The organism is Halorubrum ruber (genome assembly GCF_018228765.1).
GTDB classification, from domain to species: Archaea; Halobacteriota; Halobacteria; order Halobacteriales; family Haloferacaceae; genus Halorubrum; species Halorubrum ruber.
Genome location: NZ_CP073695.1, coordinates 1,079,250 through 1,091,389, shown reverse-complemented (window position 1 = coordinate 1,091,389; position 12,140 = coordinate 1,079,250). Strand labels below are relative to the sequence as shown.

Here is a 12,140-nt window from a genome sequence, read left to right as displayed (position 1 = left end):
CGGCCGCCGAGGGCGGCCGCTCGCAGGCACGCGCCACCGCAGTATTGTCCGAATCCCGTGTCTCACAGCGTTCACCGCCGGGACCGCCCTCTCCCGACGGTCGCCCGCGACGGCCCCGCCGGAATCCGCCGCGTCGGGCCCTGCGACTCGGCCATCTCCCGCAGGCGCTCGACGCGCTCGTCGGTCGAGGGGTGCGTCGACAGCCAGCGCTCGGCTGGCTCGTCGGTTCGCCTGTGGGTCGAGAACGGCGCGAACGGCCACGTCGGCTCCGTCGCGCGCTCGATCCGCCGAAGCGCCCGCGCGAGCGCGGCGGGGTCGCCGGTTACCTCGGCCGCGCGGTCGTCGGCCGCGAACTCTCGCCTGCGCGACCGCGACCGGGAGACGAGCGTCGCGAGGACGAACCCGCCGAACAGCGCGCCGGCGAGCCCGCGGTGGAGTCGTGCGAACGGGCCGGACCGGTCACCCGGTCGACCGCGGATCCACGCCGAGGCGGCGGCGAGCCCCGACAGCGCGAGCAGCGCCGGCAGCGCAACCACGGTGGCGACCCCGACGAGGGCGCGCCCGACCCCGTCGGCCATCGCTATCGCGAACCCGTCGTTCCCTTCTAAATGCGCTAACTCGTGCGCGAGGATCGCCTCGATTTCACGGGGCGAGAGCAGCCGGAACAGCGACCGGTCGATCACCAGCGCGCCGCCGTCGCTCCCGCCCCCGACGGCGAAGGCGTTGGGCGCGCGGGCGTCGGTGACGTACAGATCGGGGCGCGCGACCGCCATCCGCGCCGCGAGCGAATCGATCCGACGGTGGAGGTCCGGCGCCCGCTTTCGCGGGACGCGGTCGCCCTCTAAGTTCGCGAGGATCTGCGCGGTGCCGAGCCGGTAGCTGAGGTACGCCGATCCGAGCGCGCCGGCGGCCAGCAGCGCGAGGAGGACCGGGAGGTCGGGCCGGGCAGCCCAGGCCGCGCGCAGCAGGTCGGCGACGAACAGCGCCGCGGTCAGGTAGACGGCGAGCAGGGCGACGCCGATGACCGCCGCGGCCGCGCGGAACGCGAGCCGAGACATGTCCGGAACTACGCGACGGCGGGGCAAACGCGTTGCGGCCGGGCTCGACTCCGGCAGTCGGCGCAGCGCTCCCGCGGTCCCCGCCCCTCGCTTCCCCACCCGGGCCGCCGGAAGGAAAAGCGGTAATTCCCCGGCCCCGAAACCGGTGCTCATGGACGCACGCGTACGCGAACACGCGGAGATCATCGCCGACCATGCCACCGGCATCGAGTCGGGCGACGACGTGGTCATCCAGATGCCCAAGGAGGCCGAGGACCTCGCCGTCGCGCTTCACGAGGTCTGCGGCGACCGCGGGGCGAACCCCGTCTACCTCAACTACTCGAAGCGCGCCCAGCGCGCGTTCAAGCGCTCCTCGGAGGAGTTCACCGAGCCGAGCCACCGGCGCGCGCTCTACGAGGAGGCCGATGTCTTCGTCATCGCGCGCGGCGGCGCGAACGCCACCGAGGACGCCGACGTCGACCCCGAGACCAACGCGGCCTACAACCGCGCGATGGAGGAGGTCAAGCGCACGCGCCTCTCGAAGACGTGGTGTCTCACGCAGTACCCGACCGCGAGCCACGCCCAGCTCGCCGGGATGAGCACCGAGGCGTACGAGAACTTCGTGTGGGACGCCGTCTCGCTGGACTGGGACGAACAGCGCGAGTTCCAGTCGAACATGGTCGAGATTCTCGACGACGCCGACGAGGTCCGGATCAAGTCGGGCGAGGAGACCGACCTCACGCTCGACGTGTCGGGCAACTCGACGCTCAACGACTACGGCGAGGCGAACCTCCCCGGCGGCGAGGTGTTCACGGCACCCACCCGAGACGGCGTCGACGGCGAGGTACACTTCGATCTCCCCCTCTACCGCTACGGCCGCGAGATCGACGGGGTCCGGCTCCGGTTCGAGGACGGCGAGGTCGTCTCTCACTCCGCCGAGCGCAACGAGGATCTCCTCTCCGGCATCCTCGACACCGACGAGGGCTCGCGGCACCTCGGCGAGCTGGGTATCGGGATGAACCGCCAGATCGACCGGTTCACCTACAACATGCTGTTCGACGAGAAGATGGGCGACACCGTTCACATGGCGGTCGGCTCCGCGTACCCGGAGACGGTCGGCGGGGACAACGAGGTCAACGAGTCCGCCGAGCACGTCGACATGATCGTCGACATGAGCGAGGACTCCGTCATCGAGGTCGACGGCGAGGTCGTCCAGCGGAACGGGACGTTCGTCTTCGAGGACGAGTTCTAGGGCGGTCGCGATTTCGGGTCGGCAGTCAGTTTCACGCCGGCTCGCCCGCGTCGCGCTCGGCGCTCCGACGGACGAACGCGCCGTACGCGGCGACGAGGACGGCAATCAGTCCGACCGTGCCGACCGCGGCGATTCCCGGGTAGTCCGCGAGCGGCGCGATCTCCCCCGCCGGCGGGGCGACGACGTCGACGACGCCGGTGCCGATCGACAGCGCCAGCACGGCGAGCCACATCGTTCCCACGGCGTAGCCGAGCGGAACCAGCCGATCGGTGCGCGCTGCGTGCGCGACGACCGCGCCGCCGCCGAGTATCGGGACCGCGACGAGCGGGCTCGTCGGGTCCGGGAGGAGGACGCTCCCGCCGAGCGCGATCGCCGTCCAGTACACGGCGACGGCGACGACCGTACGGAGCGAGTCGGGGAGTGGCACGGGGTGAACGTTCGGTCGGGCGGCACAAAACGATCGGGGGATCAGGGGACCGCCTGCGTCGGTCTTTAAGTTTCGAGGCGGCGTACGACCATGTATGCCCGAAGAAATCCTGTTCAAGTCGGAGAGCAGCCGGAGCCGAGAGGAGATCGCCGCGTACCTGCGGACGGTCGCGGACTCGCTGGACGACGGGAACGCGATCACGCTCACACGCGGCGACGAGTCGACGACGCTCGATCCGCCCGCGCGACCGACGTTCGAGGTGAAGGCCGAGCGCGAGGGGCCCGCGGACGGCCCGGGCGAGCTGAGCGTCGAGTTCGAACTGGAGTGGGACGAGGACGGCGGCGGGGAGGGCGCCGACGGCGAGTTGGAGATCGAGTAACCGGGGGGAGAGAACGGTTCCGTCTACGGCACTTCGCCCGGGACCTCGACGAACGCGTCCCGCGCGGAGAGGCGGTCGAGCGTGTCGTCGACCTCGAGCCGGACGGACTCCATCCGCTCGACGAGCTCCTCGTACTCCTCGGTGCCGGTCGTGCCCGCGGCCTCCAGCGCCGCCTTCTTCGAGGCGAGCGCGAAGAACTCCTGGCTCCGCTCGTCGAACGCGGCGCGGTGGAGCAGCACCTCGACGAGCGTGAGCAGGTCCTCCTTGGTGACCGGCTTCGTCTTGTAGTCGTCGAACGGCATGTCGACGATGTCGACGTCGGGCTCGACCGCGGTCAGCATCGCCACGCGGGCGTCGTACCCCTCGCCGCGGATCGCGTTCAGCACCTCGTGGCCGGACATGTCGGGCATCCGGCGGTCCAAGAGGACGACGTCGACATCGTCGTCCATCGCGTCGAGCGCCTCCTCGCCGCCGGTGGCGATCCGCACGTCGTAGGCCGGATCGAGGTACACCCGGTACAGTTCCGCGAGGTCCGGCTCGTCGTCGACCGCGAGGACGGTCGCGTCCGAGGTTCCGGTCATCGGCGGCGCCTCCCCGGCCGGGTCTCGCGGTTTGCGAGCGCCGGACCGGCGCGTCCGCCCGCCGTTCGTGCGTCCATACGAGCGGTTTCGTTCGCTCCGCGTTAAAACGTTGACATCCGGTTATCGATACTGATACCGATCGTCCAGGCGGGTCGACCGGGCGGAACTCCGGGCGTCGTCGGTCGCGCGCTCGTCGCGCCGATCCGACGCGCTCTCCGTGACCCAAAGGCACATTTACGCCCGCATCTTATCCGGGAACAACAAATGTCTCACAGCCCCTCACTGCCCGACCGCCCGCGGTTGGAGCTCGACCCCGAGATGAGCGACGCGGAGCGGCTGGAGGCGATCCGCCAGCACTACCGGCGGATCGTTCAGGTGAACGAGGAACTGGAAGACCGGCTCGCGGACGCCGAGGGGCGCCGCGGCGAGCTGAAAGACGACGTCGAGCAGCTGAAACGCGAGAACGAGGTGCTGAAGACCTCCTCGCTGTACATCGCGTCGGTCGAGGAGATCACCGACGACGGCGTCGTCATCAAACAGCACGGCAACAACCAGGAGGTGCTCACGCAGGCCGCCTCGCGGCTCGACGAGGACCTCCGCCCCGGCGACCGCGTCGCGATCAACGACTCCTTCGCGGTCCAGCAGGTGCTCGACGACGAGACCGACTCCCGGGCGCAGGCGATGGAGGTCACCGAGTCGCCGGACGTCGAGTACGCCGACATCGGCGGCATCGACGACCAGATCCGGGAGGTCCGCGAGGCCGTCGAGGACCCCCTCGAGAACCCCGAGCAGTTCGAGACGGTCGGCGTCGAGCCGCCGAGCGGCGTCCTGCTCCACGGCCCGCCGGGCACCGGAAAGACGATGCTCGCGAAGGCCGTCGCCAACGAGTCGGACGCGACGTTCATCAAGATGGCCGGCTCGGAGCTCGTCCGGAAGTTCATCGGCGAGGGCGCGCGGCTCGTCCGCGACCTGTTCGAGCTCGCCGCCGAGCGCGAGCCCGCCGTCATCTTCATCGACGAGATCGACGCCGTCGCCTCGAAGCGCACGGACTCGAAGACCTCGGGCGACGCCGAGGTCCAGCGGACGATGATGCAGCTGCTCTCCGAGATGGACGGCTTCGACGACCGCGGCGAGGTCCGGATCATGGCCGCGACCAACCGCTTCGACATGCTCGACGAGGCAATCTTACGCCCCGGTCGGTTCGACCGCCTCATCGAGGTGCCCGAGCCCGGCCCGGACGGCCGCGAGCGCATCCTGGAGATCCACACCGAGGAGATGAACGTCGCTGACGGCGTCGACCTCAGCGCCGTCGCCCGCGACCTCGACGGGTACAGCGGCGCCGACATCGCCTCGCTGGCGACCGAGGCCGGGATGTTCGCCATCCGCGACGGCCGTACCGAGGTCTCGCAGGCGGACTTCGAGCAGGCCCGCGACAAGCTTCAGGACGCGGACAAAGAGGACGAGCAGGTCATCAACTACCAGTACTGAGGCGACGACCGCGGGGTCGGCAGCCGGCCGTTTCGAGGCGGTGCCGGTTCGGAGATGTCACGCGGGGGGGTTCAGCGGTTCGTTTATACCTAATTGGCCCTGTTGAAATCCTTAGGAAGTGATATATTCTGACCGGGGTGTGGTCAGTACAGCGTACTCATATACCGCGCCCATTGGCTACTTTCAGAAGTCTAGTAGAAACGCCGTGTAAGATACAGAATGTGAATTTATCACACTTCACTTGGGGCAGGTCATCCATACGCTACGTTGTCATTCGGTTCGACATATTGAGGAAGCTCGGTTCTAAGTATGTCAGCAACTTTATCAAACACGAATTCTGAATCAACGGAATTTACCGTAATCTCGATCGCAAATGGATTTCTGTTCTCTATATTTGTAATTTCTGCTGATTCACTTGGGATCTTCAACATTGAGCAGTCATCAACTAACCTTACTTCTCTGTCACCGGACTCGGACTTTTTAACAAGGATTCCATTTACTACGATTGATATTTTTGATTTTCCATATACGTTCCCTCGTGAATATTTTCTGAAGGTGTTCGTCCACTTCTCGCTAATACAGACATCTATTGATTCGATATCATACCGAATTGGACCCTGTTTAATCTTCATATCAGATGATTTCTCAGCAAATCGTTCGCGTATACGTCGCTCTAGCTGATATTGAGAAGGCAGATTTTGACGACGTATAGCGATCAATGATAGTAAAATTGCAATCACAGATAATATGATAGATAATATATCTACCATACTGTTTCTAAGCCAACGGACGGTGTACATAAATAAACTTTCTTCAGACAAATCTTGTCAGCGTAGTTCAAATTCTGTTACATATGCGCCTTGTATTCAGCACGCCGTTATGAATATCAACGCAACTTGGTAGAAATATCAGCGGTACATTCGCACCATTCAGCGACCGGGTTTTTCATCCCAATTTATATTTGAAGAATAGGGTTTCAACAGAGCCAACTAATTCACAACTGACCGGTGGCGGCCGCTCGGAGGCGCGCGCCGCCGCAGTTGGTTATAAGTGAACGTCGCGGCGCTCGGCTCTGTTTATAAACGGACGTTCGCGATCGGCGTCGTCTGTCCGACTCGATCGGTGTCGCGACCCGCCCGTTTATCAGGGTGGAACCGGGAGCGTTAGGGGATGAGTTCGGGGGGAGTTCCGGCGCGGACGGATCGAACGGCGGCGGGAACGGCGACAGCGGGGGCGGCGCGAACGAGTTCGACTTCGCGGCGCCCGCGACCGACCAGTCGTTCGAGAACGCGCTCGCGAAGGCCCGCGACGGCGCCCGGCTGACGGTCGACGACGCGACCGAACTGCTCGCCACCGGCACGGAGCGCGCGGGGATCGACTCGGTCCGCAAGGAGGCGGTGTTAGAGGCCGCGGACCGGCGCAGGGCCGAGGAGGTCGGAGACGAGGTCACCTTCGTCGCCAACCTGAACAACAACGTCACCACGGCCTGCAACACGGGCTGCCTGTTCTGTAACTTCAAGGACTCCGCGCACGCGTTCGAGGCCGACAGCGACGTCGAGCACGCCGGCTTCACCAAGACCCCGGCCGAGTCGCGCGCGGTCGTCGAAGACGCCCTCGATATGGGAATTTACGAGGTCTGCTCCGTCTCGGGGCTCCACCCAGCGTTCGCGCTGAACGAGGAACACCACGAGATCCTCGCGGCCCACGACGACCCCGCGAGCGAGGTGAACTACAAGCCGCCGGAGGCGTACGCGACCGACCCGGGCACGTACGTCGAGCAGATGGACGCGATGTCGGTCGGCGGCGTCCACCTCCACTCGATGACGCCGGAGGAGGCGTACCACGCCAAACGCGGCACCGACTGGGAGTACGAGGCCGTCTACCGCGAGCTTGCCGAGGCCGGGCTCGACTCCGCGCCGGGCACCGCCGCCGAGATTCTCGTCGACGAGGTCCGCGACGTGATCTGCCCGGGGAAGATCCGCACCGACGACTGGGTGGCGGCGATGGAGGGCGCGGCCGCCGCGGGCCTCGATGTCACCTCGACGATGATGTACGGCCACGTCGAGACGGTCGCCCACAGGGCCAAACACCTGAAGGTGATCCGCGACCTCCAGGACCGCACGGGCGCGATCACGGAGTTCGTCCCGCTCTCCTTCATCCACCAGAACACCCCGCTGTACCGCCGCGGCGTCGTCGACTCCGGCCCCTCGCGCGACGAGGACGAACTCGTAGTCGCGGTCGCGCGGCTCTTCTTGGACAACGTCGACCACGTCCAGGCCTCGTGGGTGAAGTCGGGCGACGCCCACGGGCTCAAGCTGCTCAACTGCGGCGCCGACGACTTCATGGGCACCATCCTCTCGGAGGAGATCACCAGCCGCGCGGGCGGCGAGTACGGCGAGTACCGCTCGTTCGGCGACTACGTCGAGATGATCACGGCGATCGGGCGGACGCCCGTCGAGCGCTCGACCGACTACCGCAAGCGGCGCCGGATCGACCCCGATGACGGCCCGCACGGCCCCCGGCTGGGCCCGCGCGCCGACGGGACGCCATTGCTCTCAGAGCGCTCCTCCGGCGAGGGAAGCCGCGGCGACGCGACCGCGACGCCCCCCGCCGACGCCGACGACTGAACCGGGAGGGGCAACGCGGAGCGGACCGATTGGATCCCGAACACGTTCCGCCGATCGACGGCGACTCCCAGCGGATGGGAACCGCCGGTGTCCCCTTTATCGTGGTACACGTCACCACGTGTGAGATGCCCGCACCAGACGCACAGCCGGCCGACCGTTCGGCGGAGCGTTCCGAGGCGGGCGACGGCGAGGCGCTCGACCCCGACCGTCCGTCGCTCACGCGCTCCGACGAGCGGCTGCTCTCCTACCTCGCCGACGTCGGCGCCGACTACCAGGCGTTCGTCGCCGGGAACACGGGGCTCTACGACGACCACGCGGAGTCCCGACTGACCGCGCTGGCGGACGCCGGGCTCGTCGAGCGCGTCTCCGGCGAGGCCGTCTATCGGATCACCGACAGGGGGCGCGAGGCGCTCCGCGAGGACTGCCCGCGCTGGTCGGACTGAGGGGGAGCGCGGGGGTTCCGCGCGGCGTCGGGTCTCTACCGTCCCAGCTCCTCGTGCGCCGACGAGAGGTGTCGCGACCCGAGCGCCGCGAGCAGCGAGAGTTCGCCGGCGAGCGCGCAGACCGCGATGGACTCCGCGAGCGCGTCGGCGTTGCTCCCGGCGGGGTCGCCGCCGCCGGCGACGCCGAGTATCTCTAAGCTCGCCTGCTGGGTCGGCAGCTTCGTCCCGCCGCCGACGGTCCCCACTTCGAGGCTCGCCAGCGAGACGGAGACGTAGAGGTCGCCGTCGGCGGTCGTCTCGGCGGTCGTGATCGCGTTCGCCCCCTCGACGACCTGCGCCTCGTCCTGTCCGGTGGCGAGGAACATCGCCGCGACCGCGTTGGCGACGTGGGCGTTGAAGCCGAGCGCGCCCGCCTTCGCGGAGCCGACGAGGTTCTTCCGCGTGTTGATCTCCGCGATCGCCTCCGGCGTCGTGTGGAGGCGGTCCTCGACGACCTCGCGCGGGACCGTCGCGTCCGCGACGACCGAGCGCCCGCGCCCTTCGACCGCGTTGATCGCGGCGGGCTTCTTGTCGGAACAGAGGTTCCCCGATAAGGCGACCAGCGAGGCGTCCGTCTCCGCCTCGATCACGTCGCAGGCCTCCCGCGTCGCGATGGTGGCCATGTTCATCCCCATCGCGTCCTTCGTGTCGTAGCGGAACCGGCAGAAGACGTTGTTCCCGACGACGTACGGGGTCACGTCGAGCAGCTCGCCGTGGCTCGTCGTCGACTCCGCGGCCTCGGCGAGCGCGGGTTCGTGGTCGCGGACCCAGTCGACGAGCGCCTCGGCCTCGGCGACGCCCGCGACCCGGAAGACGGGCGCGCGGGTCATCCCGCTCTTCGTCACCCGAGCCGTCGCGCCCCCGGCGCCCTCGATCACGGAGCAGCCGCGGTTGATCGACGCGACAAGGGCGCCCTCGGTCGTCGCGAGTGGCAAGTACCGCTCGCCCGAGCCCGCGCCGCCGTCGATCGTCACCGGACCAGCGACGCCGACGGGGACTTGGACGCCGCCGAGCGTGTTCTCGATATTCGAGCCGTGGACCGCGTCGGCGTCGAACGCGTACTCGCCGAGCGGGTCGAGGTCGGCGTCGGTCGCCTCCGCGACGAGCAGCCGGCGCGCGGCGGCCGCGGCGTCGGCGTCGGCGTGGTCTTCCAGCTCGTGGAAGCGGAGGTCGCCGTCGCGGACCCGGGTCGCGAGGTCCGCGGGAGTCGGTTGCGACATGCCGCGTTCTCCTCGCGGCGGGCGCTAATTACTGTCGGTTCGATGGCTCCTGAGGCCGCGCACTGCGTGGGGAAAGCGACCGCCTACCCGCCGACGAACCCGGAGAGCCGCTCGCGGAGCGACTCGCCGCCGAGCTTGAGGTAGTAGGCGTCGCCGCCGTCCTCGTAGTAGTCGTCGATGCGGCGGATCACTTCGAAGCCGAGGTGTTCGTAGAACCCGAGCGCCTGCCGGTTCGTCGTGCGGGCGTGGCAGGTGACCGACCGGTGGTTCTCCGCGATGTCGGCGACCAGCCGCTCCGCGTGGCCGCGGCCGCGGTGATCGGGGTGAACGGCGAGAAAGAGGATGTAGCCGTCGCGCCGGACGGAGGCGAAGGCGACGAGCCGGTCGTTCTCGACGAGCAGGTGCGCGGTCGACCGGCGGTACGCGTCGACGAAGAAGCCGCGTCGCTGTCGGAGGACCCCCTCACCGGACCGAATTCGCTCTTTGAGCTCCCACGCGGCGGTCGCGTAGTCGGACTCGCCGGGCGGGTCGGTCCGCTTCTCGACGTTGACGCTCACTGGGGAGACCTAACACGCGGGCGGAATATAACTCCACCGCCAGCGGGGACCGTTGCGGGCGGCTGCGCCGCCAGCGAGAGCAGTCCGACCGATAAACCTGCTCTCGACGAGTCGGCGTCAGTCCGCGCCGCGACCGCGACGGAACGCCGCGACCGCGACGGAAACGATTTTGTCGCGGTCGCGTGTTAAAACGAGCAATGACCGACGAGTCGTCGGGAGTCGAGCTGCTCCGACGAGCCTTCCTGACCGGTATCGCCGTCATCGTTCCCGCCGTCATCACGCTGGCCGTCCTCGCGTTCGCGTTCAACGCGGTGTACGACTACCTCGACGCCTTCTCGTCTGCGATCATCGCCGTGTCGCCGGGGACCGGGCTGCCGGTGATTGGCGCCGTCTCCCGCGAACTCGCGATCGAGATCGCGACGCCGGTCGTGTTCGTGGCCGCGATCCTCCTCATCGGCGCGGCCGTCGAGTCCTCGCGGTACGGTGAGCAGGCCGTCAACTACGTCGACTACGCCGTCGAACGCGTTCCCGGCGTCGGCTCCGTCTACCAAGGGTTCCGGCAGATGAGCGACGCCATGCTGGAGTCGGACGGCGGGAACTTCCGCGAGGTCGTCCTCGTGGAGTTCCCGACGGCGGAGGCGTACACGCTCGCGTTCGTCACCAGCGAGACGCCGGCCGCCATCGCGGACCACGCGGACAGCGAGGGCGAGGGGATGCGGACGCTGTTCATGCCGATGGCGCCGAACCCGGTGATGGGGGGCCACGTCGTCTTCGTCCCGGAGCGCCGGATCGTCGACGTCGAGCTGACCGTCGACGAGGGGATCCGCGCGCTCGTCACGAGCGGCGTCGCCTTGGAGGAGGTCGCCGCCGACCTCGACGACGTCGACTCGGAGGACCTGCGCGCCGGGGCCCCGGAGCGGACCATCGACGCCCGGTTCCAGACCGACGAGCGATCGGAGAGCGCGGAGGGGTCCCGCGACCGGACCCACGAGGGGACCGGCGAGCGATGAGCTACGAGCTCCGCGACCACACGGCCGACGTCGCCGTCGAGGCGACGGCCGACACCCTCTCGGCGCTGTTCGCGGCGGTCGCGAACGGACTCGCGGCCGCCAGCGCGGAGTCGGTGCCGGAGACGGGGGGCGACCGGTTCGAACTCGAGGTCGCCGCCGAGAGCCGCGAGGCCCTGCTGTTCGACTACCTCGACCGCCTGATCTACGAGCGCGACGTGCGGCTCGTTCTCCCGGCCGACCACCGGTGTACGGTCGTCGAACCGGGCGACGACGGCGGCGGAACGGGGGACGCGAACCCGGACGAGTGGCGGCTCACCGCCAGCGCGCGCGGCGTCCCGCTGGACGCGGTGGCCGCTCGGGAGGTCAAGGCGGTCACGTACTCGGAGATGGCGCTCGAACGGAGGGGAGACGAGTGGTACGCGTACGTCGTCTTCGACGTGTGAGGCCGCGACGGCCGTCCGAACGGCGTTTATGATAAACCGTTATATTTATCGAGTGCGTTGGTAGCGTATGTCACACTCAGATCGGAGCGAGGGGAGCGAACCGGCGGGCGCGGGTCGGCGCTGGGGCGCGGGGGCGGGCTCGGGACTCGTCGCGGGCGCGGCGATGGGCACCGTGTTACACTTCGGCCTCGGGCTCATGCCGACGATCGGCGCGCTGATCGGCGTCGAGACGGCCCTCGTCGGGTGGCTCGTCCACCTGTTCAACAGCACCCTGTTCGGCGGGCTGTTCGTCGCCGTCTTCGACCGCCCGTTCTTCGCGGAGCTCCGGGGGGACGTCGGCGGCTGCCTCTCGCTCGGCGTCATCCACTCCGCGCTGCTGGGCGTGATCACCGGCGGGCTCCTGTTGCCGGCCGCGATCGCGATCGAGGGCGCCACCTCGCTGCCCGTGCCGACGCTTCCGGTGCCGGGGCTCACCGCCAGCTTCGAGTTTGGCGTCGTCATCGCGGTCGCGCACCTCGTCTACGGCGTCGTCCTCGGCCGCGCCTTCGCCGCGTTCACCCTCGCTGAGGGCGCGGTCGGCTGGCTCCCGATCGACCCGGTCGACCGATAGGGCGCGGCCGGGGGGTCTCGGAGGAGC

The 12,140-nt window shown here is 68.3% G+C and carries 14 protein-coding genes; 8 read left to right on the top strand and 6 right to left on the bottom strand.

All coding sequences use genetic code 11. From position 1 onward, the window contains the following. Positions 1–71: 71 nt before the first annotated feature. Positions 72–1,058 carry a M48 family metallopeptidase gene (locus J7656_RS05405; protein WP_017344271.1) on the bottom strand — a complete coding sequence of 329 codons (987 nt, stop codon included), beginning with the start codon at positions 1,056–1,058 and terminating at the stop codon, positions 72–74. A 151-nt stretch (positions 1,059–1,209) separates the two neighbouring features. On the opposite strand from J7656_RS05405, the gene J7656_RS05400 reads away from it, so the two are divergent. After that, positions 1,210–2,289: an aminopeptidase gene (locus J7656_RS05400; RefSeq protein ID WP_017344270.1), complete on the top strand. Its 1,080-nt coding sequence runs from the start codon at positions 1,210–1,212 to the stop codon at positions 2,287–2,289. 31 nt (positions 2,290–2,320) lie between these two features. Here J7656_RS05400 and J7656_RS05395 read toward each other — a convergent pair whose 3' ends face one another. Then, complete coding sequence (locus J7656_RS05395; protein WP_017344269.1) at positions 2,321–2,716, bottom strand: hypothetical protein; 396 nt, start codon at positions 2,714–2,716, stop codon at positions 2,321–2,323. 94 nt (positions 2,717–2,810) lie between these two features. Between J7656_RS05395 and J7656_RS05390 the strand changes: the two genes are divergently transcribed. Continuing rightward, entirely contained in the window at positions 2,811–3,095 is a 285-nt protein-coding gene (locus tag J7656_RS05390) for an amphi-Trp domain-containing protein (protein ID WP_017344268.1), read from the top strand. A gap of 23 nt (positions 3,096–3,118) precedes the next feature. On the opposite strand, the gene J7656_RS05385 is transcribed toward J7656_RS05390, so the two are convergent. Continuing rightward, entirely contained in the window at positions 3,119–3,676 is a 558-nt protein-coding gene (locus tag J7656_RS05385) for a response regulator (RefSeq protein WP_017344267.1), read from the bottom strand. 264 nt (positions 3,677–3,940) lie between these two features. Between J7656_RS05385 and pan2 the strand changes: the two genes are divergently transcribed. Continuing rightward, complete coding sequence (gene pan2 / locus J7656_RS05380) at positions 3,941–5,164, top strand: proteasome-activating nucleotidase Pan2 (protein WP_017344265.1); 1,224 nt, start codon at positions 3,941–3,943, stop codon at positions 5,162–5,164. A gap of 251 nt (positions 5,165–5,415) precedes the next feature. Here pan2 and J7656_RS05375 read toward each other — a convergent pair whose 3' ends face one another. Continuing rightward, positions 5,416–5,796, bottom strand: coding sequence for a hypothetical protein (locus J7656_RS05375; protein WP_155118220.1), 381 nt, complete (start codon positions 5,794–5,796; stop codon positions 5,416–5,418). Positions 5,797–6,312: 516 nt separating this feature from the next. Here J7656_RS05375 and cofH point away from each other — a divergent pair. After that, positions 6,313–7,791: a 7,8-didemethyl-8-hydroxy-5-deazariboflavin synthase subunit CofH gene (gene cofH / locus J7656_RS05370; protein ID WP_211554325.1), complete on the top strand. Its 1,479-nt coding sequence runs from the start codon at positions 6,313–6,315 to the stop codon at positions 7,789–7,791. Between the two features lie 125 nt (positions 7,792–7,916). Further along, positions 7,917–8,234, top strand: a complete 318-nt coding sequence (locus tag J7656_RS05365) for a DUF2250 domain-containing protein (protein ID WP_017344263.1) — start codon at positions 7,917–7,919, stop codon at positions 8,232–8,234. Between the two features lie 35 nt (positions 8,235–8,269). Here the strand turns inward: J7656_RS05365 and hmgA are convergent, their stop codons facing one another. Together hmgA and J7656_RS05355 are read right to left on the bottom strand one after the other, a co-directional pair. Then, positions 8,270–9,493: a hydroxymethylglutaryl-CoA reductase (NADPH) gene (gene hmgA, locus J7656_RS05360; RefSeq protein ID WP_017344262.1), complete on the bottom strand. Its 1,224-nt coding sequence runs from the start codon at positions 9,491–9,493 to the stop codon at positions 8,270–8,272. An 83-nt stretch (positions 9,494–9,576) separates the two neighbouring features. Further along, positions 9,577–10,050: a GNAT family N-acetyltransferase gene (locus tag J7656_RS05355; RefSeq protein WP_017344261.1), complete on the bottom strand. Its 474-nt coding sequence runs from the start codon at positions 10,048–10,050 to the stop codon at positions 9,577–9,579. Between the two features lie 197 nt (positions 10,051–10,247). Here J7656_RS05355 and J7656_RS05350 point away from each other — a divergent pair, with 197 nt between their 5' ends. The 3 genes from J7656_RS05350 (at position 10,248) to J7656_RS05340 (ending at position 12,113) form a co-directional block, all read left to right on the top strand. Then, the gene (locus J7656_RS05350; RefSeq protein WP_211554323.1) at positions 10,248–11,060 is read left to right on the top strand and encodes a DUF502 domain-containing protein; all 813 of its coding nucleotides are present in this window, start codon (positions 10,248–10,250) and stop codon (positions 11,058–11,060) included. Continuing rightward, a complete protein-coding gene (locus J7656_RS05345; protein WP_017344259.1) occupies positions 11,057–11,503 on the top strand; it encodes an archease in 447 nt (148 codons plus the stop codon). The genes J7656_RS05350 and J7656_RS05345 overlap by 4 nt, the downstream gene beginning before the upstream one ends. A 67-nt stretch (positions 11,504–11,570) precedes the next feature. Next, complete coding sequence (locus tag J7656_RS05340) at positions 11,571–12,113, top strand: hypothetical protein (protein WP_017344258.1); 543 nt, start codon at positions 11,571–11,573, stop codon at positions 12,111–12,113. The last annotated feature ends 27 nt before the right edge of the window (positions 12,114–12,140 follow it).

Coding starts and splice junctions, on each gene's coding strand:
- J7656_RS05350 (WP_211554323.1), top strand. CDS start 10,248: ATGACCGACGAGTCGTCGGGAGTCGAGCTGCTCCGACGAGCCTTCCTG.
- J7656_RS05390 (WP_017344268.1), top strand. CDS start 2,811: ATGCCCGAAGAAATCCTGTTCAAGTCGGAGAGCAGCCGGAGCCGAGAG.
- pan2 (WP_017344265.1), top strand. CDS start 3,941: ATGTCTCACAGCCCCTCACTGCCCGACCGCCCGCGGTTGGAGCTCGAC.
- hmgA (WP_017344262.1), bottom strand. CDS start 9,493: ATGTCGCAACCGACTCCCGCGGACCTCGCGACCCGGGTCCGCGACGGC.
- J7656_RS05375 (WP_155118220.1), bottom strand. CDS start 5,796: ATGAAGATTAAACAGGGTCCAATTCGGTATGATATCGAATCAATAGAT.
- J7656_RS05385 (WP_017344267.1), bottom strand. CDS start 3,676: ATGACCGGAACCTCGGACGCGACCGTCCTCGCGGTCGACGACGAGCCG.
- J7656_RS05340 (WP_017344258.1), top strand. CDS start 11,571: ATGTCACACTCAGATCGGAGCGAGGGGAGCGAACCGGCGGGCGCGGGT.
- J7656_RS05405 (WP_017344271.1), bottom strand. CDS start 1,058: ATGTCTCGGCTCGCGTTCCGCGCGGCCGCGGCGGTCATCGGCGTCGCC.
- J7656_RS05400 (WP_017344270.1), top strand. CDS start 1,210: ATGGACGCACGCGTACGCGAACACGCGGAGATCATCGCCGACCATGCC.
- J7656_RS05365 (WP_017344263.1), top strand. CDS start 7,917: ATGCCCGCACCAGACGCACAGCCGGCCGACCGTTCGGCGGAGCGTTCC.
- J7656_RS05345 (WP_017344259.1), top strand. CDS start 11,057: ATGAGCTACGAGCTCCGCGACCACACGGCCGACGTCGCCGTCGAGGCG.